Source organism: Halomonas sp. TP35 (assembly GCF_052375975.1).
Taxonomy (GTDB): Bacteria; Pseudomonadota; Gammaproteobacteria; order Pseudomonadales; family Halomonadaceae; genus Vreelandella; species Vreelandella citrativorans.
The window spans coordinates 1-22,262 of record NZ_JBQSUZ010000004.1 but is presented as its reverse complement, the minus strand read 5'-3'; the positions used below and the strand labels follow the sequence as shown (position 1 = coordinate 22,262).

29 protein-coding genes and 3 tRNA genes are annotated in these 22,262 nt (G+C 55.5%); 20 read left to right on the top strand and 12 right to left on the bottom strand.

Annotated features, from left to right (window positions below; genetic code table 11):
* Nucleotides 1-32 precede the first annotated feature (32 nt).
* The 13 genes from ACT3RU_RS06850 to ACT3RU_RS06790 all read left to right on the top strand — a co-directional run bounded on the left by ACT3RU_RS06850 (nucleotide 33) and on the right by ACT3RU_RS06790 (nucleotide 6,817).
* Nucleotides 33-590 (top strand): hypothetical protein, encoded by a 558-nt coding sequence (locus ACT3RU_RS06850; protein WP_483392604.1) that lies wholly within the window; start codon nucleotides 33-35, stop codon nucleotides 588-590.
* Between the two features lie 57 nt (nucleotides 591-647).
* A complete protein-coding gene (locus tag ACT3RU_RS06845; protein WP_444680849.1) occupies nucleotides 648-854 on the top strand; it encodes a hypothetical protein in 207 nt (68 codons plus the stop codon).
* Nucleotides 855-885: 31 nt separating this feature from the next.
* Nucleotides 886-1,089 (top strand): hypothetical protein, encoded by a 204-nt coding sequence (locus tag ACT3RU_RS06840; RefSeq protein ID WP_483392603.1) that lies wholly within the window; start codon nucleotides 886-888, stop codon nucleotides 1,087-1,089.
* Between the two features lie 37 nt (nucleotides 1,090-1,126).
* The gene (locus tag ACT3RU_RS06835) at nucleotides 1,127-1,318 is read left to right on the top strand and encodes a hypothetical protein (RefSeq protein ID WP_483392602.1); all 192 of its coding nucleotides are present in this window, start codon (nucleotides 1,127-1,129) and stop codon (nucleotides 1,316-1,318) included.
* The gene (locus ACT3RU_RS06830) at nucleotides 1,311-1,637 is read left to right on the top strand and encodes an Ogr/Delta-like zinc finger protein (RefSeq protein WP_483392601.1); all 327 of its coding nucleotides are present in this window, start codon (nucleotides 1,311-1,313) and stop codon (nucleotides 1,635-1,637) included. Before ACT3RU_RS06835 ends, ACT3RU_RS06830 begins: the two co-directional genes overlap by 8 nt.
* Entirely contained in the window at nucleotides 1,630-2,031 is a 402-nt protein-coding gene (locus ACT3RU_RS06825) for a hypothetical protein (RefSeq protein ID WP_483392600.1), read from the top strand. The genes ACT3RU_RS06830 and ACT3RU_RS06825 overlap by 8 nt, the downstream gene beginning before the upstream one ends.
* Nucleotides 2,028-2,237 (top strand): hypothetical protein, encoded by a 210-nt coding sequence (locus tag ACT3RU_RS06820; RefSeq protein WP_483392599.1) that lies wholly within the window; start codon nucleotides 2,028-2,030, stop codon nucleotides 2,235-2,237. The genes ACT3RU_RS06825 and ACT3RU_RS06820 overlap by 4 nt, the downstream gene beginning before the upstream one ends.
* On the top strand, nucleotides 2,234-4,546 hold the full coding sequence (locus ACT3RU_RS06815; protein ID WP_483392598.1) for a replication endonuclease: 2,313 nt from the start codon (nucleotides 2,234-2,236) through the stop codon (nucleotides 4,544-4,546). Before ACT3RU_RS06820 ends, ACT3RU_RS06815 begins: the two co-directional genes overlap by 4 nt.
* A gap of 14 nt (nucleotides 4,547-4,560) precedes the next feature.
* A complete protein-coding gene (locus ACT3RU_RS06810) occupies nucleotides 4,561-4,776 on the top strand; it encodes a TraR/DksA C4-type zinc finger protein (protein WP_126981681.1) in 216 nt (71 codons plus the stop codon).
* Entirely contained in the window at nucleotides 4,766-5,053 is a 288-nt protein-coding gene (locus ACT3RU_RS06805; protein WP_444680842.1) for a hypothetical protein, read from the top strand. The genes ACT3RU_RS06810 and ACT3RU_RS06805 overlap by 11 nt, the downstream gene beginning before the upstream one ends.
* On the top strand, nucleotides 5,050-5,259 hold the full coding sequence (locus tag ACT3RU_RS06800; protein WP_444680841.1) for a hypothetical protein: 210 nt from the start codon (nucleotides 5,050-5,052) through the stop codon (nucleotides 5,257-5,259). The genes ACT3RU_RS06805 and ACT3RU_RS06800 overlap by 4 nt, the downstream gene beginning before the upstream one ends.
* On the top strand, nucleotides 5,256-6,410 hold the full coding sequence (locus ACT3RU_RS06795; RefSeq protein ID WP_483392597.1) for a site-specific integrase: 1,155 nt from the start codon (nucleotides 5,256-5,258) through the stop codon (nucleotides 6,408-6,410). The genes ACT3RU_RS06800 and ACT3RU_RS06795 overlap by 4 nt, the downstream gene beginning before the upstream one ends.
* Nucleotides 6,411-6,481: 71 nt before the next feature.
* The gene (locus ACT3RU_RS06790; RefSeq protein WP_483392596.1) at nucleotides 6,482-6,817 is read left to right on the top strand and encodes a GrlR family regulatory protein; all 336 of its coding nucleotides are present in this window, start codon (nucleotides 6,482-6,484) and stop codon (nucleotides 6,815-6,817) included.
* 91 nt (nucleotides 6,818-6,908) lie between these two features.
* On the opposite strand, the gene ACT3RU_RS06785 is transcribed toward ACT3RU_RS06790, so the two are convergent.
* From ACT3RU_RS06785 to ACT3RU_RS06755, 7 genes are all read right to left on the bottom strand, one after another.
* Nucleotides 6,909-6,984: transfer RNA gene (locus ACT3RU_RS06785), tRNA-Thr, on the bottom strand.
* A 72-nt stretch (nucleotides 6,985-7,056) separates the two neighbouring features.
* A tRNA-Gln gene (locus ACT3RU_RS06780) sits at nucleotides 7,057-7,131 on the bottom strand.
* A 5-nt stretch (nucleotides 7,132-7,136) separates the two neighbouring features.
* A tRNA-Phe gene (locus ACT3RU_RS06775) sits at nucleotides 7,137-7,212 on the bottom strand.
* Between the two features lie 156 nt (nucleotides 7,213-7,368).
* On the bottom strand, nucleotides 7,369-7,644 hold the full coding sequence (locus ACT3RU_RS06770; protein ID WP_087108543.1) for an oxidative damage protection protein: 276 nt from the start codon (nucleotides 7,642-7,644) through the stop codon (nucleotides 7,369-7,371).
* A gap of 35 nt (nucleotides 7,645-7,679) precedes the next feature.
* Nucleotides 7,680-8,774, bottom strand: coding sequence for an A/G-specific adenine glycosylase (mutY, locus tag ACT3RU_RS06765; RefSeq protein ID WP_192527570.1), 1,095 nt, complete (start codon nucleotides 8,772-8,774; stop codon nucleotides 7,680-7,682).
* Nucleotides 8,775-8,886: 112 nt separating this feature from the next.
* Nucleotides 8,887-11,226, bottom strand: a complete 2,340-nt coding sequence (locus ACT3RU_RS06760) for an AsmA family protein (protein WP_192527569.1) — start codon at nucleotides 11,224-11,226, stop codon at nucleotides 8,887-8,889.
* Nucleotides 11,226-11,708: an acetyl-CoA sensor PanZ family protein gene (locus ACT3RU_RS06755; RefSeq protein ID WP_483392595.1), complete on the bottom strand. Its 483-nt coding sequence runs from the start codon at nucleotides 11,706-11,708 to the stop codon at nucleotides 11,226-11,228. Before ACT3RU_RS06755 ends, ACT3RU_RS06760 begins: the two co-directional genes overlap by 1 nt.
* Nucleotides 11,709-11,912: 204 nt before the next feature.
* Here ACT3RU_RS06755 and hisB point away from each other — a divergent pair, with 204 nt between their 5' ends.
* The 5 genes from hisB to ACT3RU_RS06730 all read left to right on the top strand — a co-directional run bounded on the left by hisB (nucleotide 11,913) and on the right by ACT3RU_RS06730 (nucleotide 15,304).
* On the top strand, nucleotides 11,913-12,506 hold the full coding sequence (hisB, locus tag ACT3RU_RS06750) for an imidazoleglycerol-phosphate dehydratase HisB (RefSeq protein ID WP_087108551.1): 594 nt from the start codon (nucleotides 11,913-11,915) through the stop codon (nucleotides 12,504-12,506).
* Nucleotides 12,507-12,594: 88 nt separating this feature from the next.
* Nucleotides 12,595-13,236, top strand: a complete 642-nt coding sequence (hisH, locus tag ACT3RU_RS06745) for an imidazole glycerol phosphate synthase subunit HisH (RefSeq protein WP_192527567.1) — start codon at nucleotides 12,595-12,597, stop codon at nucleotides 13,234-13,236.
* Between the two features lie 11 nt (nucleotides 13,237-13,247).
* The gene (gene hisA / locus ACT3RU_RS06740) at nucleotides 13,248-13,994 is read left to right on the top strand and encodes a 1-(5-phosphoribosyl)-5-[(5-phosphoribosylamino)methylideneamino]imidazole-4-carboxamide isomerase (RefSeq protein ID WP_192527566.1); all 747 of its coding nucleotides are present in this window, start codon (nucleotides 13,248-13,250) and stop codon (nucleotides 13,992-13,994) included.
* Entirely contained in the window at nucleotides 13,991-14,764 is a 774-nt protein-coding gene (gene hisF, locus ACT3RU_RS06735; RefSeq protein ID WP_087108557.1) for an imidazole glycerol phosphate synthase subunit HisF, read from the top strand. The genes hisA and hisF overlap by 4 nt, the downstream gene beginning before the upstream one ends.
* 36 nt (nucleotides 14,765-14,800) lie before the next feature.
* Nucleotides 14,801-15,304: a hypothetical protein gene (locus ACT3RU_RS06730; protein ID WP_192527565.1), complete on the top strand. Its 504-nt coding sequence runs from the start codon at nucleotides 14,801-14,803 to the stop codon at nucleotides 15,302-15,304.
* 12 nt (nucleotides 15,305-15,316) lie between these two features.
* Here the strand turns inward: ACT3RU_RS06730 and ACT3RU_RS06725 are convergent, their stop codons facing one another.
* Nucleotides 15,317-15,919: a YjaG family protein gene (locus ACT3RU_RS06725; RefSeq protein WP_192527564.1), complete on the bottom strand. Its 603-nt coding sequence runs from the start codon at nucleotides 15,917-15,919 to the stop codon at nucleotides 15,317-15,319.
* Between the two features lie 113 nt (nucleotides 15,920-16,032).
* Between ACT3RU_RS06725 and ACT3RU_RS06720 the strand changes: the two genes are divergently transcribed.
* Nucleotides 16,033-16,725: a type 1 glutamine amidotransferase gene (locus ACT3RU_RS06720; RefSeq protein ID WP_192527563.1), complete on the top strand. Its 693-nt coding sequence runs from the start codon at nucleotides 16,033-16,035 to the stop codon at nucleotides 16,723-16,725.
* A gap of 19 nt (nucleotides 16,726-16,744) precedes the next feature.
* On the opposite strand, the gene mnmH is transcribed toward ACT3RU_RS06720, so the two are convergent.
* The 4 genes from mnmH to ACT3RU_RS06700 form a co-directional block, all read right to left on the bottom strand.
* Nucleotides 16,745-17,842: a tRNA 2-selenouridine(34) synthase MnmH gene (gene mnmH / locus ACT3RU_RS06715; protein WP_192527642.1), complete on the bottom strand. Its 1,098-nt coding sequence runs from the start codon at nucleotides 17,840-17,842 to the stop codon at nucleotides 16,745-16,747.
* A gap of 35 nt (nucleotides 17,843-17,877) precedes the next feature.
* Nucleotides 17,878-18,915: a selenide, water dikinase SelD gene (gene selD / locus ACT3RU_RS06710; RefSeq protein ID WP_192527562.1), complete on the bottom strand. Its 1,038-nt coding sequence runs from the start codon at nucleotides 18,913-18,915 to the stop codon at nucleotides 17,878-17,880.
* Between the two features lie 79 nt (nucleotides 18,916-18,994).
* Nucleotides 18,995-20,368, bottom strand: a complete 1,374-nt coding sequence (radA, locus tag ACT3RU_RS06705; RefSeq protein ID WP_192527561.1) for a DNA repair protein RadA — start codon at nucleotides 20,366-20,368, stop codon at nucleotides 18,995-18,997.
* A 98-nt stretch (nucleotides 20,369-20,466) separates the two neighbouring features.
* Nucleotides 20,467-20,919, bottom strand: coding sequence for a copper resistance protein NlpE N-terminal domain-containing protein (locus tag ACT3RU_RS06700; RefSeq protein ID WP_087108571.1), 453 nt, complete (start codon nucleotides 20,917-20,919; stop codon nucleotides 20,467-20,469).
* 164 nt (nucleotides 20,920-21,083) lie between these two features.
* Between ACT3RU_RS06700 and hisC the strand changes: the two genes are divergently transcribed.
* Nucleotides 21,084-22,145: a histidinol-phosphate transaminase gene (gene hisC, locus ACT3RU_RS06695; RefSeq protein WP_192527560.1), complete on the top strand. Its 1,062-nt coding sequence runs from the start codon at nucleotides 21,084-21,086 to the stop codon at nucleotides 22,143-22,145.
* The last annotated feature ends 117 nt before the right edge of the window (nucleotides 22,146-22,262 follow it).

The following is a 22,262-nucleotide window of genomic DNA, read 5'->3' as shown; positions in this document are numbered from 1 at the left end:
ACTTCACTTCACTTTGCAAGGGAGCCACTGCCATGGCCACACCTGCTAATACTTCACCGCTTATCACGGTGGAAAAGCTCGTTGTTAACGCCACCAAAGGGATACTGACCACTGAGTCAGCGCAGCAAGGAGTTGAAGACTTCAATTCCTCTTGCCAAAAAACCACTATGCCGTTTGATGAACTGCTTAACGTCATGTTGATCACCCAAGGGTTTGGCGTTACCGATCTCACCGCTACCTTCCAACTCGACCAAAAAGCGCCTCACCTAACCTGGTCACTTAATGCCGTTAAAGCCGATAGCGTTAAGGCCAGCACAACTGTTCTGTTCCGCGGTATCGAGGTCGAGCTAAACCGCTGCACGCCAGCTACCCGCCAAGCCATCACCGCCGATATCGGCGCGGCCAACCCGCTGGCCGATCTCGAAGCGCTGGAAGAGCGCACCACCGCCGAGGCGGCTGGCCAACTCGCTGCCACGATGCAGGCCAACGGCGCCGCCGCCGTGGATATCGAAGACGCCCTTTGCGAACTGCGTGCCCATCTGGATGAACACTTTCTGCAGCGCAAGCTGATACGTCTTTACGAGCGCTAACCCAACCGCCCGATTATCTCTTTCAAAGTCTTTCACTTTATTAAGGAAGCCTAACCCATGACTACCGCCAACACCATTACCCCAAAGCCACTTTATGCCCCAAAAGGCTGCGATCAGGCCGTGATGACCTACCTCACGGAAACCGAGTGCGCAGATCTTGAGCGGATTCAGCAACTGGAAATGCGCTCCAAATCGGCCACCGCCCGCATGCTCATGCTGCGCGGCATTGCCCAGTACGACCAAGACACCCTTTCTGCTGAATAACCCTTCGTGCCGCTGCATAAGGAACGCTGTCATGCACCAAGACACTCGCCGAATCCGCCAACGCTACGCCGCCATCAACCTGGACGAGTACGAAGCAAAGCTGATCGATGCCCTGGTCGATTACACCGGCATGTCGAAGGCTACCTTGCTACGCCAGCTGGTGTTGAAAGAAGCGCTCGACACCTTGGGCGTTGGCGACCTTGTGAACACCAGTGTGGGCCAGCGTGCGTCGTAAAGACAGGCACGAAAAAGGTCCTCAAGGAGCACTTGAAATGCCCCAAAACCACCTACTGCTGGATGACGAACTCGAACGCCAGCTTGAGGCGGTACGACAACAAGAAGGCCTGAATTCCATTGATGAAGCTGCCGAGTGGCTGACCCGCCGCCGCTTGCGCAAAGGCACCCAAGGGCTCACTGGCCGGGGCCGCGCCCTTTACCCCATATCAGGAGATCGCAGTGACTGAAGAGGTAAACGAACAGAACACAGTGCCGTTCAGCCGCCTGCGCTTCAACTGCCCGCACTGCGGTTCGCACATGAAGATCCGTACCTCCCGGTCACTGCTGCCGATCTATCGCGTTATTTATTGGAACTGCAGCAATGAATGGGAATGCGGTTTTCGCTGTAGCGGGTTCATGCAAATGCTTCACACCCTGGTACCGAGCCGCTGCCCCAACCCCGACGTTCAGCTTGAAAGCTCACCCTTTCTGCTTCGCCAAATGGGCTTCAACTTCGATGAAACGCCGGTTAACGATGAACACTACGAGGAAAAAGCCGATGAGTAACGTGGCCCACCTTCCCCTAACACCCAGCATTCAACCCGACCGCGCAGGCTTTGGCGAACTCCGCGCCGAGCTACACAACCGCGCGGCCGATCAGGATCTGGTCGACGTATGGGCAAACCTGCCCTTTGCAGAACGGCGCCTGGTGCTGAAAAGCGCGGGTATCAAGGAAGATGCCACCCTGCAGATCAGCCAGTTGGCTAAACCCGCACGCGATACGGTCCGCGCGGCTATCCACCGCATGAGCGACTACGCCAGCGGCTTGAAAGACCAGCTACGCAACCGCGCCCAGCACCCAAGCGCCGAGCTGGCCAGCCACGCACGCCAGGCGCTTGCCGAAGGCAATACCAAGGCGGCACTGCACTGGCTTAGCCTGATTGAAAAGGGGGTGGCATGAATACTCAGGCCACCATGGAAAGTCTCTACATCATCAATGAACGCCTCAAATTTCTGGCGGGCAAGCTTGAGCAAGCAGGCTACCAAATGGCCGCCGAGGAAGTTGGCCGGGAAGCTGAGAAATTAGGCGAACGCTTTAGCCAGTTGGATGGCGTGCTGGATGATTACAAGCTCGACATCGCCGCCGTGCAGGTGGGTGGCCAGTGAGCGCGCTGGAACTCGCCTTCGGCTATAGCTCGGGCACCAAAGATTGCTACCTGTTCCTGAAGGGACACTTTGAACGCCTGCCCTCACTGGCCGACCAGCTCGCCAGCGGTTATGTGCATGTATCCAAACGCCACGGCCACGCGGCCGCTAACCGTTGGTTACGCCATAACTCTAAAGAACTGATCGACCCGGCCAGCATCTACCGCCGCTTTGAAGCCATCAAGGCCGACCTTGAGCGCGGCTTCAACGGGCTGGTGAAGCGTGCGCCCACCACCATTGAAGGTTTGCAGCAGGGCTGCCGCTGGTTGGCCCGCGTTGAGGAAAGCCTGGTACTGCACGGCCTAAACGTTACCCACGATGATGAAGCGGTCATCAACCATGCCGAAGCACAAGCCACGGCGCTGGAGCGCGAACGCAGCAAGCTGATTGGCGGCATTGCCGAGCATAACCGCCGCCTGCGTTTGGGCCTGCTACCGCCTTCGTTAAACCTCAAGCCCACCAAGGCCCGCACGCTTTCAGGCCAAGCGCGGGAAGTGGCGCTACAAATCGCTAACTCACGCAACCCGTTAAGCCCACCCATGGGCATCATTCCATTGATGGCAGTCTTTAACTGGCACCGTGCGCCGGTGATGAACCTGGCCGTCGTCAATGAAATGGCGCTCACCATCGCCCGCCACCGGGCGCGCTTACACGGTATTAACCCGCCCAGCCTACGGCTAAAAAGCGGCGTACAGCTGGCCAAGCTGACAGACCCAAACTGGTGGCGCCGCCAGCTGCGCCGTTTGGGCGGCCGCCGGTTGGAGCAGGTGCAGCGTGAAGCCCACCGCGTGCACAAACGCGCGGGCATCTATTGCAGCAATGTAACGCTGGAACGTCGCCGTTCTCAGAAGAACCGTAACCGCGCATTGCTGGAAGCACTGGAAGCCATCAATCAAGAGGGTCAGGTTTATACGCTGGCCGAACTCGCCGAATTGGGGCTTTCCAACCCTGACCACCGCCGCGCGGAATTGATGCTGCGCATCAGCGACACCGAGGCGGAATCCCGGCGCTTGGGCCACGTGGGCATGTTTTACACCATCACCGCGCCCAGCCGTTTCCACCCGGTGCTATTTAGCAATAGTGCCCGCAACCCGAAGTACGACGGCAGCACGCCCCGCGAGGCGCAAGCCTATTTACAGAAGGTGTGGGCGCGCACACGCGCAGCGCTTGCCCGTGAAAATCTTGGCATCTACGGCATTCGCGTCGTGGAGCCTAATCACGATGGCACGCCCCACTGGCACCTATTGATCTGGATGAAGCGCGAAGACGCCAACCGCGTGAACCACATCATGCGCGACCACGCGGAAGCCGACACACCCGAAGAGCTTTTCGACCGCCGGGGCCGCAAGAATAACGCCCGCTTCAAGGTAGAGCGCATCAACTACGCCAAAGGCACCGCCGCTGGCTACGTGGCCAAGTACATCAGCAAGAACATTAACGGCGAGCAGTTCACTCGCGATGGTGTGGCCGATGACGACAAGGACACCTATGGCCACGACCTGAACAGCGTGGCGCCGCGTATCGAGTCGTGGGCCGCTGTGTGGGGTATCCGCCAGTTTCAGTTTGTGGGGCTGCCCAGCGTGACCGTATGGCGTGAAATTCGCCGCCTTAATGAACAGCACCTGGATGAACTGGAAAGCTGGGAGGCTGCCACCCGACCCGATAAACGCATTGCTGGCCGCCTTGAGCAGATCCGCAAAGCCGCGAACTCCGGCCAGTGGGATCAGTTCTTGCGCTTGATGGGTGGCCCCAACCTGCCCCGTAAGCAGCGCCCCATCAAACCCTGGACGATGCCGCGCGTGGATCTCGACCGCATCGAATTCAGCCATTCCACCGGCGAGGTACACGAAGGCATCGAAGCCAAAGGCCGCCATGGCGAGCAGACCATCGGCACCTTCGGCATCGTGGTAACCGACGGCCGGGGCAACGAACACGAATACCTGACCCGCTTCTACCGCTGGCAAGTACGCAGCAAGTCGCGCAGCCACCAGGGGGTTTCGGGAGGCGGCGAAGCCGCGTCCCCTTGGACTCGTGTCACTAACTGTACGCAGGGGCCAGATATTCAGCCCCGCGAGCCATCACCAGCGGAGCTAAAAGCCCAGCTTGCCCGATTTAAAGAGTGGCAAAGCTCAGAAATTTATAGAGCAGAGCTGGAAGCGGTGCACCGAGACGTCATCGCAGACCGCGAAGCGGCCAGAAGAATGGCTGCATCACCGCCCCCTACATCATTTAGCGAGGAAGAAGAGTTCTTCCCGCCAGAACTTTGCTAACCGAAGGAACAGTAATGGCCGATAACGTCGACCGCGCAGCGGAAATTACCCAACGCACCCTGGAAGCCACGCTAGCCAACCGCGCCCAGCTTGCGAAACCAGCCGCACACGATGAATGCATCGACTGCGGTTATCAGATCCCAGCCGCTCGCCGCCAAGCAGCGCCGTGGGCGACTACGTGCATCGAGTGCCAAGGCATTCGTGAGTTAAGGGGGCGGCATGTGCGCTAACCAGCCCAAGGGCGGGGCTTATGCCCGCCAAGCCGCGATGCTTTGCCAAGATAAAGCGTTCCAGCTCTACCTGGATCGCCGCCGGCGGGCCAAGTTTGGCATTGAAGAAGCTGCCCTGCCCGACGGTACCCATAACGCAGAAGACGCCCGCGACTGGCTGATCGCCGCGTGCAAGATTAATAGCCGCGCCGAGCTGGATAGCAACCAGGCGGCGTGCCAAACCTTTCGCATGATCCGCAACCGCTTCAATCGCTGGCGGGCAAGGGGCAAGCAATGAGCCTACAAAACGTATTAGACTGCGATGAGCTGAAAGCCATCACCGGTTACCAGCGGCCCGCCGACGCCGCGCGATGCCTGCGTGAACAAGGGGTGGTCGTATTTAATGGCCGTCGTGGACCTTGGACCACCATTGACCTCATTAACAAAGCGGGCGGCATTGAAGCCGCCCCGGGAAAAGAGCTAAGCCCTAGCGACATACTATGAAGACACGCCCGCGAAAACATAGCCCCGATATACCGGCGCACATCAACCAGACAAAGCTCCCGAACGGAGTTTATTTTGATAAGCGCGGCCGGGGCCGCTGGTATGTTCAGTACCGCGATGAAGCCGGTAAGCTCAAAACCGAGCGGATCGCCGGGGCCGATGCAACGCTGTCAGAATTGCACCGCATCATGGAACAGCGCAGCGGCATCGACCGCCGCACACTGCGCTACCTGGCCAAGCAGTTTCACGACTCGGCACAGTTAAAAGAGCTGGCCATTAAAACCCAGCAAGATTATGAATACTGCAGGAACGCCCTGCTGGAGATACCCACCAAATTGAATAGACCGCTGGGAGATTTACCCACAGCGCAGTTTTCACCGGCCTTGGTGCAGCGTTTGGTTGATAAGATCGCCGCCGAGGGCACGCCATCAAAAGCCAACCACCTGTTACGTTACCTTCGCCGCTTGTTCCGCTGGGGTATTAACCGCGGTTACTGCGATAGCAACCCAGCCCAAGGCGTCGAATCGGCAAAAGAGCGCAAACAGCGCCGCTTGCCAGAGCTAACCACTATTGCCCAACTAACGGAATTTGCTCGCCAGCGCGGCCAACGCACACGCGGCGAGAAAGGCGCATGCGCGCCCTATCTCTGGATAGTGATGGAGCTAGCCTATATTTGCCGCCTGCGTGGTATTGAGGTCGTGACCCTAAGCGATGCCAACAGCACAGCTGACGGCGTGATGACCAACCGCCGCAAGGGCTCGCGGGATAATGTTGTACGCTGGTACCCAAGATTAACCGCCGCCTGGACAGCCGCAACCGAGCGCCGCGCCGGGATCTGGAAAGCCAAAGGAAAGCCAGTACCAATGCACCCCGAAGCACGGCCACTGATTGTGGCGGCCGACGGCAGCGATTTAAGAAAGTCGAGCCTGGACACCGCATGGCAGCGCTTGATCAAACTGGCCATTGAGGAAGGTGTGATTACAGAAGAAGAACGTTTCGGCCTTCACGACCTGAAACGTCGCGGCATTACTGACACCAAAGGCACACGCCACGAAAAGCAAGAGGCCAGCGGCCACCGTTCAGCCAGTATGATGGATACTTACGACTTAAGCGTACCGTTGGTTAGCCACCCAGGCCAAGAATTAGAATAATCTAAGTAAATTGAAACAAACCAGAATCAATGTTAATGCTGTTCCTGCAACCACGCACAGGAGCACTACCCATGAAAAATGGTTTATATGTAGTTTCATTTCGATCACAAGTAGCCGAAGGCTCTGGTGGTGTTGTTACCGTTAAAGACGGCTCAGTAAATGGGGGGGACTTAGGTTACGTTTACCAAGGTCACATAAGGCAGGAAGATGGCAAAAACGTCACAGCAACTATTGAAGTAAATCGTTATAACAACAATTCAAGATCGATATTTGGGCAAGCGACAAACTTTAATCTTTTGCTGCAAGGAACGGCGGAACAGGAAAGCTTCAGTATTAACGGCAATGTAGAGGGTCAACCCGCCCAAAAGATACAGATAACGGGTAGATACTTAAGAGACTTAGTCTAATATCTATGTAGAGTTCTACGTAAACGAAAAAGCCGCCCCTTAGGGCGGCTTAATCTAATTCTCTAACGTGTTGCTTTTAACCATCTTTTGATGGTGCCGACACCAGGAGTCGAACCCGGGACCTACTGATTACAAGTCAGTTGCTCTACCAACTGAGCTATGTCGGCGCTTCACATTTTCTTGAGAACATGATTGCTTCGCTGTTAGGCTCTACAATCAACAAGAAATCTTGTTGGCAATGGCTGGGGTACCAGGATTCGAACCTGGGAATGCCGCTACCAAAAAGCGGTGCCTTACCACTTGGCGATACCCCAACGTTTGGTGGCCAGAGACGGAATCGAACCGCCGACACGGGGATTTTCAATCCCCTGCTCTACCAACTGAGCTATCTGGCCGCTGCCAACGGTGCGTATTAAACTAAAAACTCAGCTTTTCGTCAACACCTTTGTGAAACTTTCTTTTCTAACCGTCGCTTAGGGTAACTCTACGACTAACGGCGTAGGACTGAAACGCCCGTAATTCCTGCGATTGCCGCCTGTCTGAGCATTCGACTACACCTGCGTAGGCGGCACATAGCCCTCGGCCTGGTCGGTGGTTTCGTTATTCAGGAAGCGTTGCATTTGATCCATCAGGTAGGCGCGCGCTTCCGGGTCGAGCATATTCAGGTGCTTTTCGTTGATTAAACGGGTCTGCAGCGCCTGCCACTCTTCCCACGCCTGCTTGGATACAGAAGCCTGGATCTCTTGGCCCTGCTTGCCAGGTAGCGGTGGAAATGGGAGAGCTGGCAGCTCTTTTTGATACTTACGACAAAAAACCGTATTACTCATTGATAACTCCTTGGTGGATAGCGACGCCCAAGGCCTTATACACGCCCGGGCGTTAAGTTAAGGGCAAAAGGTGTCAGTTGACCCAGCAGCGCTTTGACAGGCGCCGCTAAGCCAAGCGCCCGGGGGTGGTTAACATCAAACCACACTCCGTGCTCTCTTACTTCACTCAGCCTATCGCAGGAAACCGGCTGAGGGGTAATCTCAAGACGAAAATGGCTAAAGGTATGCTGGAAGCCTGGCATGGCCGTCTCACGTTTAGGCGATACGACGTGCTGTTCAAGCCAGTCGTTCAGTTCACTGTGCGTGTCGAATTGCGGCAAGCTCCATAGCCCACCCCACAAACCGCTAGGCGGGCGCTGCTCCAACCAGACGCGCCCTTGGGAGTCTCGTAGCAGGAGCATAATCGTACAGCGAGTGGGCAACGCTTTTTTGGGTTTGGATTCAGGATAGCGCTGTGGCTCACCCTGAGCGTACCCCAGACATACATCGTTAAACGGGCAGCACGTGCAATCAGGCTTGCTGCGCTTACATAAGGTGGCACCAAAATCCATCACCGCCTGCGTGAAATCCGCCAAGCGTGTGGACGGCGTGTAGTAGTCGGCAAGCGCCCACAACTTTCGTTCGACAGCGGGCTTACCTGGCCAGCCAGGAATAGCGTGTAATCGTGTCAGTGAGCGCTTTACGTTGCCATCTAAAATGGCCGCTCGGTTGCCGGTGCTCTGGGCGATAATCGCGCCTGCCGTTGATCGCCCAATGCCAGGCAAAGCTACTAGTGCATCGACACTTTCAGTGGGCAGTTCGCCGTTGTGCGCTTCCAGCGCCAGCTGAGCGGCCTTATGCAGGTTGCGCGCCCGGGCGTAATAACCAAGCCCGGTCCATAAGTGCAACACCTCATCCTGAGGAGCGAGAGCGAGCGACTCAAGCGTTGGGAAGCGAGCCATAAAGCGCTCGAAGTAAGGGATCACTGTCGCCACTTGGGTCTGCTGAAGCATAATTTCCGAAACCCACACTCGGTAAGAGCTACGGGGCGACTGCCAAGGCAAGTCGTGCCGACCATGCTGGTCAAACCAGGCCAACAGACGGCGATAAAACTCGCTTGCTTCAAGCCTTGGGGTTGGCATATCAGCCATTGGGACTCCTTCGCTAGCGTGTTCGTAACGTATTTGGCTGAATGAGCCAATCAGCGTATACCAATAAAAAAGCGCCGGCATTTAGCCGGCGCAGACTGACTTACAGGGATGCTCAGTTGAAGAGGCGGCGAATACCTTCGCGAAGGTTTTGGCCGGCACCTTCACCCAAGCGCTCATCCAACTGATCCAATGAACCGCCTACGCGCTCCTCAAGCTCCGTAGTCACACGGTTTCCAGCTTCATTACGCAACAGGTTAACCACGGCGGTCTGAAAAGCGTCTCGATCAATGCGGCACCATTCGCTGGTTGCATCGCCAATGTGGCCTTCACAGCGAACGGGCAGTGGCAACTCCTCCAGGCGAGGATTCACTTCACAGGCAGCATCGGCGGTATTCGCCAACCGTGCATCTGCTCGCGTATCAAAGTTCAGGCTGTTGAAATTCAGCTCGCCCTTTCCGTTAACTTCGATCCCCGGCAGGGTGATGTTCAGGTTGTCACTGCTCATGACGCCATTACGTATCTGGAACGTCGCATCAAAACGCTCGAAGCGCGTATCGTTATGCCAGTCGCGGACGGTTCCTTCGCCTTCTACCTGGGCTGCCAGCTCACACATCTGCTGAGAAATATTAATATCTAAAATCGCACCTTCATTAAGACGCCCGTTCAGCTGTCCATTTAGATTACTGACCAACGCTTCACGGGTATTGCCACGGGACGTTAGCTCGCCATCCAGATGCAAGCGTCCTCTCAGTGGAGAAGGCTCGTCCTCATCACTGAGTGCTTCAATCAGCGATGCCATTTGCACATTATTAATGGTCGGGGCCAGCTCCCACTCCATTACCCGCTCGCGGGCATCCAGTTGGCCTGAAGCGCTAAGCTCTCCGCCATAAAAGCGTGCGTCAAAGGCGGTTAGTTGCTGAAGACCTTCCTCACCTTGTAGCTGCAAGCGCGTGTCATTAAAGGTAAGACCTCCCAGCAGAAGTGTATCGACACGTAGATCACCCTCCATTGACAATTCACTGAGCCATGCTTGCGGCAGCAACGTCTCTGCACTCTGGGCAAACGCCCTGCGCAATAAGCCTAAACTTGCCTGCTGAGACGTTGCGGGACCTGGAAGATAATGATCAACATTCAGGTTATCGCCTTCCAAATCAAACGTTAACTGCGACCCATCCAGTGCGGCGGCAACTTGCCCTGTAAAGGTGCTGTCATCGACAACCAGCGATAGCCTGGGTAGCGATACGTGCTGCTCATCCCCTTCAATGGGACTGGTCATGGCGATATCGCTAAGCGCTGCCTCGCTGGTGGTATTCAATTCAACGCCTGCACGAGTCAACCACGGACGCAGCGTAAAAGGCGCGGCGGTAATCTGGCCACGGTATTGAGGCGCATCAAACATCTGCTCGACATTCAGGTGGCCACTCACGCGCAGCCCATCAGGCCCGGTCAGTTGTAGCTCTTTTAGCTGTGCGGTTTGCGCCTGCCAGTCACTTTCCAAACCAAAGGCTAGCGCCAGCGCTAGACTGCCCTGCCATTTTTCAGAGTCCTGCAGGCCGGCTTCTAATACACCTTCGGTGATACTTAACTGTTTCTCTTCCATCCGCGCAACGATTTCAGCCGCCCTTAAGCCAAGCCGCTGAGGTTCACTGTCCGGGTGCAGGCGTGTGTTGGTACTTAAACGGGTATTTTCCAGTACCACGCTGTCTTCTGCGAGCTTAAGGCGCATGCGTGTATCAAGGTCAATATCAGTGGTTAAATCCGGCGTGCGCTCCAGCACTTCGGCATCCAAACGATTATGTTTGGTCAGCGTAAACATGGCTTTTAAAGGGAAAGGGCTTACCGGATTGACGTTGCTGCCGGAAACATTCAGCGACTGCAGGCGCCACAGCGCTTGGCTTTGCGCATCACGAAAACGAATATCGGCGTCTTTTACTTCAACACTGGCGATGTTCAATACAACGGAAAGATTACCTGCATCGGCATTCGGCCCTGCACTTGCTGGCGCCAGCACGGTTTGCGCTTTTTCATCGCTACCTTCAGCCAAACGCTCGACCAGCGGCTCCCAGTTGCCTTCACCTGCCTCGTCCCGTTCAAGGTTTAGGCGCATGCCGTCCAGCGTTAAGCCGTCAACTGCAATTTCGCCGCGCAATAATGGCGCAAAAGCGACGCTGACCTCGGCGCGCTGTATAGAAGCAAACGATGTATCTTCTTCCGATTGCTCGGGCAGCCAGGCACGCGCTTGCTCAACGCTTACCCCAATGCGTGGATAGAAAGACCATGTGATCGGCCCATCAAGCGCCAGGTGCAGCCCCGTATGCTCTTCCACAACGGACGTCAGGCGTGGCTTGAAATCTTCGGGGTCAAGAAAGGTGGTCACATAAACCACCGCTGCCACCCCTACAATGGCGAGAATGCCGACAGCAGCCAGCAAAATACGTAATAACTGTTTCATTACCCTTTCCCTTGTGGGTCTAACTCAACAAAATTGCTGGTAAGAGGTTGATCCGGCGTGGGCCTTTCGGCACGGGTGCCAGGGCGATAGCCAAGCTTGGAGAGCAGCACCTGGTCGGCCAACGGTAGCGATGAGATGTCAATACGCAGTTTACGCTCCTCTTGCTTGGCCTGTTCACCCAGCAGTGCCATTAGCCGCGAGCCAACGCCGCGGCGGCGTGTGGTTTTGCGTACACAGAGCTCTGAAAGCCACCATGCCCGGTCTTGTCCTTCTTGAATAGCCGCCGCCCCCAACAAACGATCATTAAAGTGCGCGCAGGCAAAAAAGTGCTTCGCTTTTAGATGTTGCTCTATAAAAGGCAGGACCGCTTGAGCAGGCACTCGCTCTTTCGGTGCATCCTCATAAATGCGTATCAAATCGAGACGCACTTGCTCATCGTTCTCCCAACAGGCTTGGTCGACGCGCTCCAGTGTCACCGGCATGATGAACTCCTCTTCGCCAAAGCAGCAAAACTGCTATTTTTAATGCCTAAAAGGGCGGCTACATTGCGCGCATTGTAGCGGATGGGGGCGCCGATTCTCTATAATGATCGCTTTGCCGCAGATATATGTCCTAATAACAGAGCGATGAAACAGTGCGACCCATCGCCTTCCCTTCAGAATGCGCTAGAGCGCAGGAGATACAACATGGCAGCGCGTATTGCCACGGTTAGCCGTGATACCAATGAAACCCAGATCACCGTCAGCGTCAATCTGGATGGCGAAGGCCACCTTCGCTGCGAGACGGGCGTTCCCTTTCTGGATCATATGCTTGATCAGGTTGCACGCCACGGGATGATAGACCTTGATATCCTCGCCAAAGGCGATTTGCATATTGATGAACACCATACCGTTGAAGACCTGGGTATTACTCTGGGCCAAGCATTTAATGAAGCAATTGGCGACAAGCGCGGCATTTATCGCTATGGCCATGCGTATGTGCCGTTGGATGAAGCACTCTCCCGCGTGGTGATCGACTTCTCTGGTCGGCCCGGCCTTTATATGGATGTCGAGTTTACGCGCGCAACCATAGGCCGTCTTGACACCCAGCTGTTCTGGGAGTTTTTTCAAGGGTTCGTTAATCATGCGCGCGTCACGTTGCATATTGACAACATTAAAGGCTTTAACGCTCACCACCAGGCCGAAACAATTTTTAAAGCCTTTGGACGCGCTCTACGCATGGCGGTGGCAGAAGATCCACGCATGGCGGGGCAGATGCCTTCCACCAAAGGGAGCCTGTAATGGCGGGCTGTCGTACATATATCAGTACAGATGTCAGTACAGTAAACAGCTCAGGTAACCGTTCGTTCACTCGATCAAGGAGCGCTTCATGACTATTGCGGTAATCGACTACGGGATGGGTAATCTACATTCTGTCGCGAAGGCGCTTGAACATGTAACGCACGAGAACGTCATTATCACCCGTGACCCGCGGCGCATTTTAGGCGCCACCCGCCTGGTACTGCCAGGCCAGGGCGCTATTCGCGACTGTGTGGGTGAACTTGAACGCACGGAGCTGCGTGGTTTGGTTGATGATGTGCTAACACGTCAGGCGAAACCGTTGCTGGGCATTTGCGTGGGTCAGCAAATGTTAATGGAGCGAAGCGAAGAGAACGGCGGCGTCGACTGTCTGGGCTTCTTCAAGGGCAGCGTGGATCGCTTTCCGACCACGATGCGCGACGCGCACGAACAGCGTTTAAAAGTGCCGCACATGGGTTGGAACCTGGTGGAACAAAGCCATGACCATCCGTTATGGGCAGGCATTGATAACAACGAGCACTTCTACTTTGTGCACAGTTATTACGTGAATGCTACCGACGATGCCCAGGTTTTTGGCACCACGCATTATGGCGATGTCAGTGCCCACGTGGCGATTGGCCGCGACGCCACCTTTGCCGTACAGTTCCACCCGGAAAAAAGCTCCCGAGCAGGCCTACGCTTACTCGAAAACTTTGTCACCTGGACGCCCTAAGAGGTTTAGTTATGTTGGTAATTCCTGCGATTGATCTCAAAGACGGCCAGTGTGTGCGGTTGAAACAGGGGCGTATGGATGATGCGACCTCTTACGGCGATGATCCCGTCGCTATGGCCGCGCGCTGGGTAGAAGCTGGCGCGCGCCGCCTTCATCTGGTCGATTTGAATGGCGCGTTTGAAGGCAAGCCGGTCAATGGCGATGCCGTGACGGCCATCGCACGCGCCTATCCCAACCTGCCCATTCAAATTGGCGGCGGCATTCGTACTGCTGAAACCATTGAGCACTACCTGAATGCAGGCGTATCTTACGTGATTATCGGCACCAAGGCGGTTAAAGAGCCCGCGTTTGTGGGTGAAATGTGCCGCGCTTTCCCAGGTCGCGTGATTGTTGGCTTGGACGCTAAAGACGGCTTCGTGGCCACCGACGGCTGGGCAGAAGTTTCAAGCGTTAAAGCCGTCAACTTGGCGAAGCGGTTTGCTGATGACGGCGTCTCCAGCATCGTCTATACCGACATTGCCCGTGACGGCATGATGCAAGGCGTTAACGTTGAAGCAACGGCTCAGTTGGCTCGCGAAGGCGGCCTGCCGGTCATCGCCTCTGGGGGCGTGACCAATCTGGATGACATTAAAGCGCTGTGCGATGTCGCCGATAGCGGTATTTTAGGCGCCATTACCGGTCGTGCCATTTACGAAGGCAGCCTGGATGTGGCTGAAGCACAACGTCTTAGCGACCAACTGACAGGAGGCGGAGCGTGAGCTTATCCAAGCGTATAATTCCCTGCCTGGACGTTGATGCTGGGCGAGTGGTGAAAGGCGTCAACTTTGTCGGCATTCGTGACGCAGGCGACCCGGTCGAGATTGCCCAGCGCTATAACCAGCAGGGCGCCGATGAAATTACCTTTCTGGATATTACCGCTAGCCACGAAGGCCGCGACACTACTGTCGAAATGGTCGAACGCATCGCAGGGGAAGTGTTTATTCCGCTGACGGTGGGTGGCGGTATTCGCAGCTGTGACGATATTCGTACAATGCTGAATGCAGGCGCGGATAAAGTGTCGATCAACACCGCCGCCGTTACGAATCCTGAATTTGTTCGCGAAGCTGCGGAACGCTTTGGCAGCCAGTGCATCGTGGTGGCGATTGATGCCAAGCGCGTCTCCAGTGAAGGCGAGCCGCCGCGCTGGGAGATTTTCACGCATGGCGGCCGCCGCCCAACCGGGCTTGATGCGGTGGAGTGGGCCAAAAAAATGGTCGAGTTTGGCGCGGGCGAGCTGCTGCTCACTAGCATGGACCGTGATGGCACCAAAATCGGCTTTGATCTTGGCGTGACCCACGCGATTTCAGAAGCCGTGAGCGTGCCGGTGATTGCATCTGGCGGCGTGGGCAATCTGGATCACCTGGTGGACGGCGTATTGAAAGGTGGTGCGGATGCGGTGCTAGCCGCCAGTATTTTCCACTTTGGAGAACATACGATCCCTGAAGCAAAGCGCTATATGGCAGAACGCGGTATCGAGATGCGTCTGTAGCATTTTTGTTGCCCAGTCCCTTTTTAGGAGTATTACATGCCCCGTTGTTTCCCATGGTTGGGAGGGCTAACTGGTTTATGGCTGAGCGCATCTGCCTCAGCCTTCACCTTGCCGGACTGGCCTCCGACGCTTGAGCTGGACCATACGCTGGTGCAAACCAGCCTGTTAACCCGCCACTTTGATCCACAGCCGGATCATAACAATCAGCAGAATTTGATCGGCATTGAGTTACATAACCCAGACCGCTGGCTTGCAGGTACGGCGTGGTTTAAAAACTCGTATAATCAGCCCACCTGGTACGTTTATGCCGGGCGTGAATTCCCCCTTTGGCAGTTCAAAGATATTAACGTCAGGGCCAAACTCACCGGTGGGCTCCTGCATGGCTATAAAGGTGAGTATCGGGACAAAATCCCCCTCAACCACCTTGAAACCGCACCCGCCCTGCTGCCCAGCATTGGTATGCAGTGGGGGCGGCTTGAGTCTGACCTCATCATTTTTGGCACCGCTGGCATGATGGTAACTGCGGGCCTGCGCTTTTAGACAAGCCTGACCTCACTCATCATCTTCCTCAAGGCTAAGGCCCAGATTACTGATACCGTCGTTACGCCCTAGCTTGCGTATTTCCTTAAGCGCGGCTTTGTTTCGCGGTTCACTGACCGCTTCCAAGACCGCGTCCTGAAAATCATTTTCGTCGGCCATTAACGGATGGTCACGAATCAGCAAGGCAAGCTTTTGGGCATCCTCTTCGCCTTCAGTAAGTTCGATAAAGGCACGCACTCCGGCACGTGACGTACGGCTCACATCCAGCACGGCTTCGGGAGAGTCACCCTGCAGTGTGTCCAACAACGCCGACAGGGAAACCACCGCGTCCAGCGCACGACGCGCACCAAAACTTTCATCGTCAGCAGGCGGCTCGCACTCCGCCAACTTTTCCGCCTGACGCGCAAAATCAATGCTCGCGCTGGGCACGCTTAAGCGCTCCCAAACCAGGCTAATTACAGTACGCAGCGTGTGAATATCCCCTTGGCCAGTGGTCTGCTCGTACAGGGCGTAATTAGGTAGCAGGCGCTCACATAATGCGGCCATAAACGCTTGCTGAGCCGGTAGCGGAAGCAGTTGCAACTGCTGATAAAATCCTGGGGGCTTGGACGCCATACTGATTTCCTAACGCGTAATATTGGTGAAATGGGGTCAATACGTTATGGTCGAACTCGCGCTGTCATTAACACTGACAGCCTTTACTGTGTACGGCCGGCGAGGAGATTACCATGCATATTCATTTGCTACAGCACGGCGCTGATCATGCTCCCGCCCGCTTAACGGATTGGTTAAGCAGTATGGGACATAGTTACACCATTTTTCATCTTTATGCCGGCGAGTTAACGCCTCGTCCGGCAGAAAGCGATGCGTTAATCGTGCTGGATGGCCCTGAAACGTTTATAGATCAGCCGCCTGCCTGGTTTAAAGCCGAAAACAAATTGATTAACCGTTATCTTGATGGTCAAAAGCCCATGATGGGCATTGGCTTTGGGGCCCTGTGGATCGCTCAGGCACTTGAGGCAATCATCGCTCCGGGTACGTATCCCGAAAGAGGTTGGCATACCGTATCGCTGGCCCCAGAAAGCCCGTTTGACTTACCCGAGCAGTTTGAAGCCTTTATGTGGCATCGTTATGTATTTAGCTTGCCCGATAATGCATTGCCGTTGGGCGGCAGTGCGGCGGCACCGCTGCAAGGCTTTAGCTGGGACAGCGGCCGCGTCATCGGTTTGCTTTGCCTTTTTGAGGTAACGCTTGCCAATGTGAAAAAGCGACTTGAGTATGCCGAGCCCACTACGCCTACCTCTTCCGCAGCAGACCGCTTTCGCCAGGAAAGTAGCCAGATCCTTGAAGACGCAACGCGCTTTCATCGGCTGGCCCCCCTGCTTGATCGCATCATGACGCAATGGCTTAGAGTGAGCTAACCACGCCGAAAGATAGCCACTAGGCGCTCCACTGCTTAGCGGCCTCCCAACAGCTGTCCCAATCCCCCACATGAAGTTCTGGCGCCGCTGTCGCTCGTTGTTTTTCGAGATGGTAGCGGTAAAGCGGGTCGTAATATTCAGTGAGAAGTGGTGCAAGCCATGCTTCATGCGCCTGTGGATTGCCTTCGCCATGGGCCTTAAAAGCCAGTGCCTGTAATCGTTGCATACGCTGCAGGCGCGCATTGCCCAAGCGTTTTTCAAGGCGGATTAATGCATTGCCCAACTGGCGTTGCATTAATTCCCAGCCCTGCTGCGCCCCGAAGTGTGCGGTGTACTCCCTTTCAAGCTCAATAATGTAGTCGTTCAGGAGTTGATCAAGTCGCCAATCGAGCGGCATTTCAATGCGCACACGCGGTGCCTTTTGTAGGGCATACCAGAAGGTGAGCGGTATATTGGCGCTACCGATCTGGCGAGACTCGTCTTCAATGACCAGCTTGCCCGGCAGGGCCAGTAGCCGCGCTGCCAGCGCATGTTCAAAATCAATCTGCGTGGCAGGGGCTTCGGGCCTACGACCAAAGGCAGAACCTTTATGATGAGCGCAAGCCTCAAGATCAACCCCGTTATCCAGCCGATTGATCAGCGTGGTTTTAGCGCATCCGGTTAACCCGGCAACTACCAGCATGGGCTGTTCGGCCGCTACGTCTATGCGCTGGCAAAGCGCGTGGCGCATGGCTTTCCAGCCGCCGCGAATACGCGGTTTAGCAATGCCCGCCTCGTTAAGCCACTGCTGGGCAATTTGCGAGCGTAACCCACCGCGAAAGCAATAAATAATCGCATCCGGGTGCTCGGCCAAATAGGCCTGCCATGCGGCTACCCGAGCCTGCTTGATATCACCACTAACCAACCGCTCGCCCAATGCAATAGCGGCATGTTGACCTTGCTGCTTATACGCGATACCAACCTGACGGCGCTCCTCATCGACCATTAAAGGAAGGTTCACCGCCCCCGGCAGCGCGTCCTGGGCGAACTCTACCGGGGCACGCACATCAATCAGGGGTCGCGCTTCGCTGATCAAATGTAATGATGCAGGTATCGTTTCAAGCTCATTCTCAAACACTGTCTCAGGCACGGTTTCAAGAACTCTCTCAAGCACTATCCCACCACCTCAATCAGCGCCTCGCCCTCACGGGCTTTCATGACGCCAAACGGCTGAAGCGATAAGCCGAACTCTCGGCCGATTCGTTCAACATCATCTTCCCAAGCAGGGTCGACACTTAGCAGTAAACCGCCTGACGTTTGCGGGTCGCATAGCCACTGCCAGTGAGCTTCATCCATATCAGGCAAGCTTTTACCTAAGGCATCGCGGTTGCGCCGCGTACCGCCGGGAACGGCCCCTTGACGACGATAGGTTTCTGCCTGAGCCAGCCGAGGTAGGCGGCGAAAATCTATCTGGGCCATGACGTTGCTTGCGCTGCATATTTCCGACAAATGCCCCGCCAAGCCAAACCCGGTAACGTCGGTCATGGCATTAAGGCCTTTTACATCGGCAAGCTTGACGCCGATACGGTTGGGTTTAAGCATGGTTTCCCGAGCCAACCCATGATGCCCCGCTTCCAGCAGGCCTTGCTTCTCTGCGGTGGTCAGCAGCCCAACGCCTAACGGCTTGGTCAAAAACAGCAGATCACCCGGTTTAGCGCGGCTATTGAGCTTTAACTTGTCCAGGTCGATCAGCCCATTCACGGCCAAGCCAAAAATGGGCTCGGGCGCATCAATCGAGTGGCCACCCGCCAAGGCGACACCCAGCTCACGGCAAACGCCCTGGGCGCCGGCAATGACATCGCCTGCAATCTCCGCGCTCAGTTTGTCTAATGGCCAGCCAAGAATGCTTAGCGCCATGACCGGCGTACCGCCCATAGCGTAAATATCACTAATAGCGTTCGTGGCAGCAATTCGCCCAAAATCAAACGGGTCATCGACAATCGGCATGAAGAAGTCCGTAGTGGCAATCATGCCTCGCCCATCGCCCAGGTCATAGACAGCGGCATCTTCGCGTCCTTGATGGCCCACAATGAGCTGCTTATGCCCGGCTAACGGCCCCGCTTTGGCGAGAATGCTGTCCAGTACATCCGGGGCTATTTTACAGCCACAGCCTGCACCATGACTGTATTGGGTTAGGCGAATTGAACTCATTGTGTCTCTCCTTGGCACCGCATGTCTTTAGAACAGTTGTTATAACAGTCTTAATAACAATTCTTATAGCGTAGCCTACTTAAAGCGCCTCTAGCGCGTCGCTAAGCTTATCGACGGCAATGACTTCCATTCCCTTGGGTGACTGCTTGGGTGCATTCGCACGAGGTACAATCGCACGTAAAAATCCGTGTTTGGCGGCCTCGGCAATACGCTCCTGCCCACTGGGTACCGGGCGTATTTCACCAGAAAGCCCCACTTCGCCAAACACTACCAGCTCCTTGGGTAACGCGCGGTTTTGTAAACTGGAGACGACAGCTAGCAGTACGGCCAGGTCTGCACTGGTCTCCAATACTTTCACCCCGCCCACCACGTTCAGGAAAACATCCTGGTCACCGGTAAAAAGGCCGCCATGGCGATTGAGCACGGCCAGCAGCATGGCTAAACGGTTTTGGTCTACCCCAACGGCCACACGGCGAGGGTTTCCCAAGGCGGATTCATCTACCAACGCCTGTACTTCGACAAGAATAGGGCGAGTACCTTCCCACACCACCATGACAAGACTGCCTGGTGCTTGCTCTTCCTGACGCGAGAGGAAAATGGCACTGGGGTTTTTAACCTCTTTTAAGCCTTGCTCCAGCATGGCGAAGACGCCCAGCTCATTAACCGCACCAAAGCGGTTCTTCTGACCGCGCAGGGTTCTAAAGCGGGAGTCAGCGCCACCTTCCAGCAAAAGCGACGCATCGATCATATGCTCAAGCACCTTGGGGCCTGCCAGCGTGCCATCTTTGGTGACATGGCCCACCAGTAACAGCACCGTATTGGTTTGCTTGGCAAAGCGGGTAAGCGCCGCGGCGGACTCACGTACCTGGGCTACCCCGCCCGGTGCCGAGCTAATGTCCTCCAGATGCATGGTTTGGATAGAGTCGATCACCAATATTTCAGGCTTCTCACGCTCAGCCACGGCCAAGATGGTCTCAACGCTGGTTTCCGCAAGCATTTTCAAGCCGTTGGTAGGCAGCTGTAGGCGATGGGCACGCATGGCAACCTGAGACAACGACTCTTCACCCGTGACATACAGGATGCGCCGTTGCTGGGCCAGCTTACAGGCCGTTTGCAGCAATAGCGTGGACTTGCCCGCACCTGGGTTGCCCCCAAGCAGTACCGCAGAACCCGGTACCAAGCCACCGCCTAATACACGGTCAAACTCGTTAAAGGTGGAGCTCAGTCGCGGCACTTCACTTAAATCGACATTGCTTAAATCAACCACATCTCGGGAGAGGTCTCCCGCATAGCCTCCCCGGCCTGACCCACTGCTTCCGCTTCCGGGCCGCGCACTGGCCAGGCGAATTTCGCTCAGCGTATTCCACTCGCTACAACTGGAGCACTGGCCCTGCCACTTGCGATACTCCGCGCCACACTCTGTACATACAAAGGCACTTTTGGCTTTAGCCACCGCACTGATACTCCCGTTGCTGTTAACTCTTTGTCACTATTACCAGGCTATAAAATACAAAAGGCGGCCAATGGCCGCCTTAGGATGTTACTGCTCACTTACTGACGCTGTAACTGCAACATTTCGCCATTTTCAAAGCGACGACGCTCTGGATCAATTAGCTCCAGCGTACGCTCATCAATACGCTGAAAGTAGTAAATTTGGCCGTCGCCATTGGGCGTCAACTCGTAAACAGAGGCATCGGGATCAGACGGCGTGCCGCTCAGCACTTCCCAGTTACCTGCGTAGTTTTCCGGGGGAGGTGTTTGAGGGTGATTGCGATACGTCGCATCCAGTGTGAAAGTACGCTCATCAGGTGTGCTTATTTCTTCGCCCACCATGGTAACGTCCAGATCAATACCATCACAGTTACGGCAAGGCAGTGTGCCTTGATAGCGCTGTTGTGACGCGCTAACGCCTGCGTCACTTTCCTGGGCCGAAGGGCCGCCGGTCGCACAGCCTGCCAACAATGCCAACATAGCCGAACCGGCTAGCAAACTCCTGAATTGCATGGGGTGTCTCCTTATCGTGTTGGTCATACATTTCTTTCGCGCGATTATGACAGCATAACCGTTACAAGGTGCAACGCACACCCCTGATTGTAAGGGGAATGCTTGCGCTTAAGCGAGCATCAAGCGACCATGGCCTATTATGCAAGGATAATCAGGTTACCCTCATGAGCCAATACTGGAGTCCCGCTGTTAAGGCGCTAACCCCTTATATACCTGGGGAGCAGCCGCGTGAGCGTATTATCAAGCTCAATACCAATGAAAACCCTTACCCGCCAGCGCCGGGCGTCGGCCAGGCACTACGTGACTACGCGACTGACCATTTGCGTCTCTATCCCGACCCAACGTCTGCCGCACTGCGTGCAAAACTTGCTGAAACGTACGGCGTTGAAAACCAGCAGGTATTTGTGGGCAATGGTTCAGATGAGGTGCTAGCGCTGGCTTTTCAAGCCTTCTTCTGTCACGGCGCACCGCTTGATGCCCCGTCGATTACCTATAGTTTTTATCCGGTATACGCCAACCTGTATAACGTTGAGCTACGCACTCACCCTCTCAATGCGCAGTGGGAAGTTGATTTGGAGTCGCTAGGGGCCGCGTCGGCGCGTAGCGGAGTGATTTTTGCCAATCCGAATGCGCCTACCGGGCATGCGCATTCGCTTGAGGATATTGAAACACTACTCAAGCGGGTAACGGATCGCGTTGTATTAGTTGATGAAGCGTATGTCGACTTTGGCGCCGAAAGCGCGATTGGATTAATTGATCGCTATCCGAATTTACTGGTAACGGGCACGTTCTCCAAATCTCGCAGCCTGGCTGGCTTACGCTTAGGCTATGCCATTGGCTCAGTGGAGTTGATTGACGGCCTGCACCGCGTTAAGGACTCATTTAACTCCTATCCGGTAGATAGCCTGGCAAGCCTAGTGGGTATTGCTGCACTTGACGATAAAGCGCACTTTAACGCAAGCCGGGAGCGCGTGGTTACAACCCGTGAACGCACCCGTCAGCGTCTTGAAGCATTAGGATTTGAGGTATTACCCTCCAAGGCCAATTTTGTGCTTGCCCAGCACCCTGAGCATGCAGGCGCTCAGCTATTTGCGGGCCTTCGCGAACGCGGCGTTTTAGTGCGCCACTTTAATACGCAGGAGCTTAACAACTTCCTGCGCATTACCATCGGCACTGACGATGAGATGGATAGCCTGATCGAAGCGCTGGAGGCGATCTGCGGCTAGTTCGCTCGCCATAAAGCCAAAAAGCCCTGTCGCGAGAGGCGCGACAGGGCTTTTTTGTAGGCATAGTTTTTGATTCCACGCATAAAAAAATCCCCCGAGGGCTAAGCCCCGGGGGAT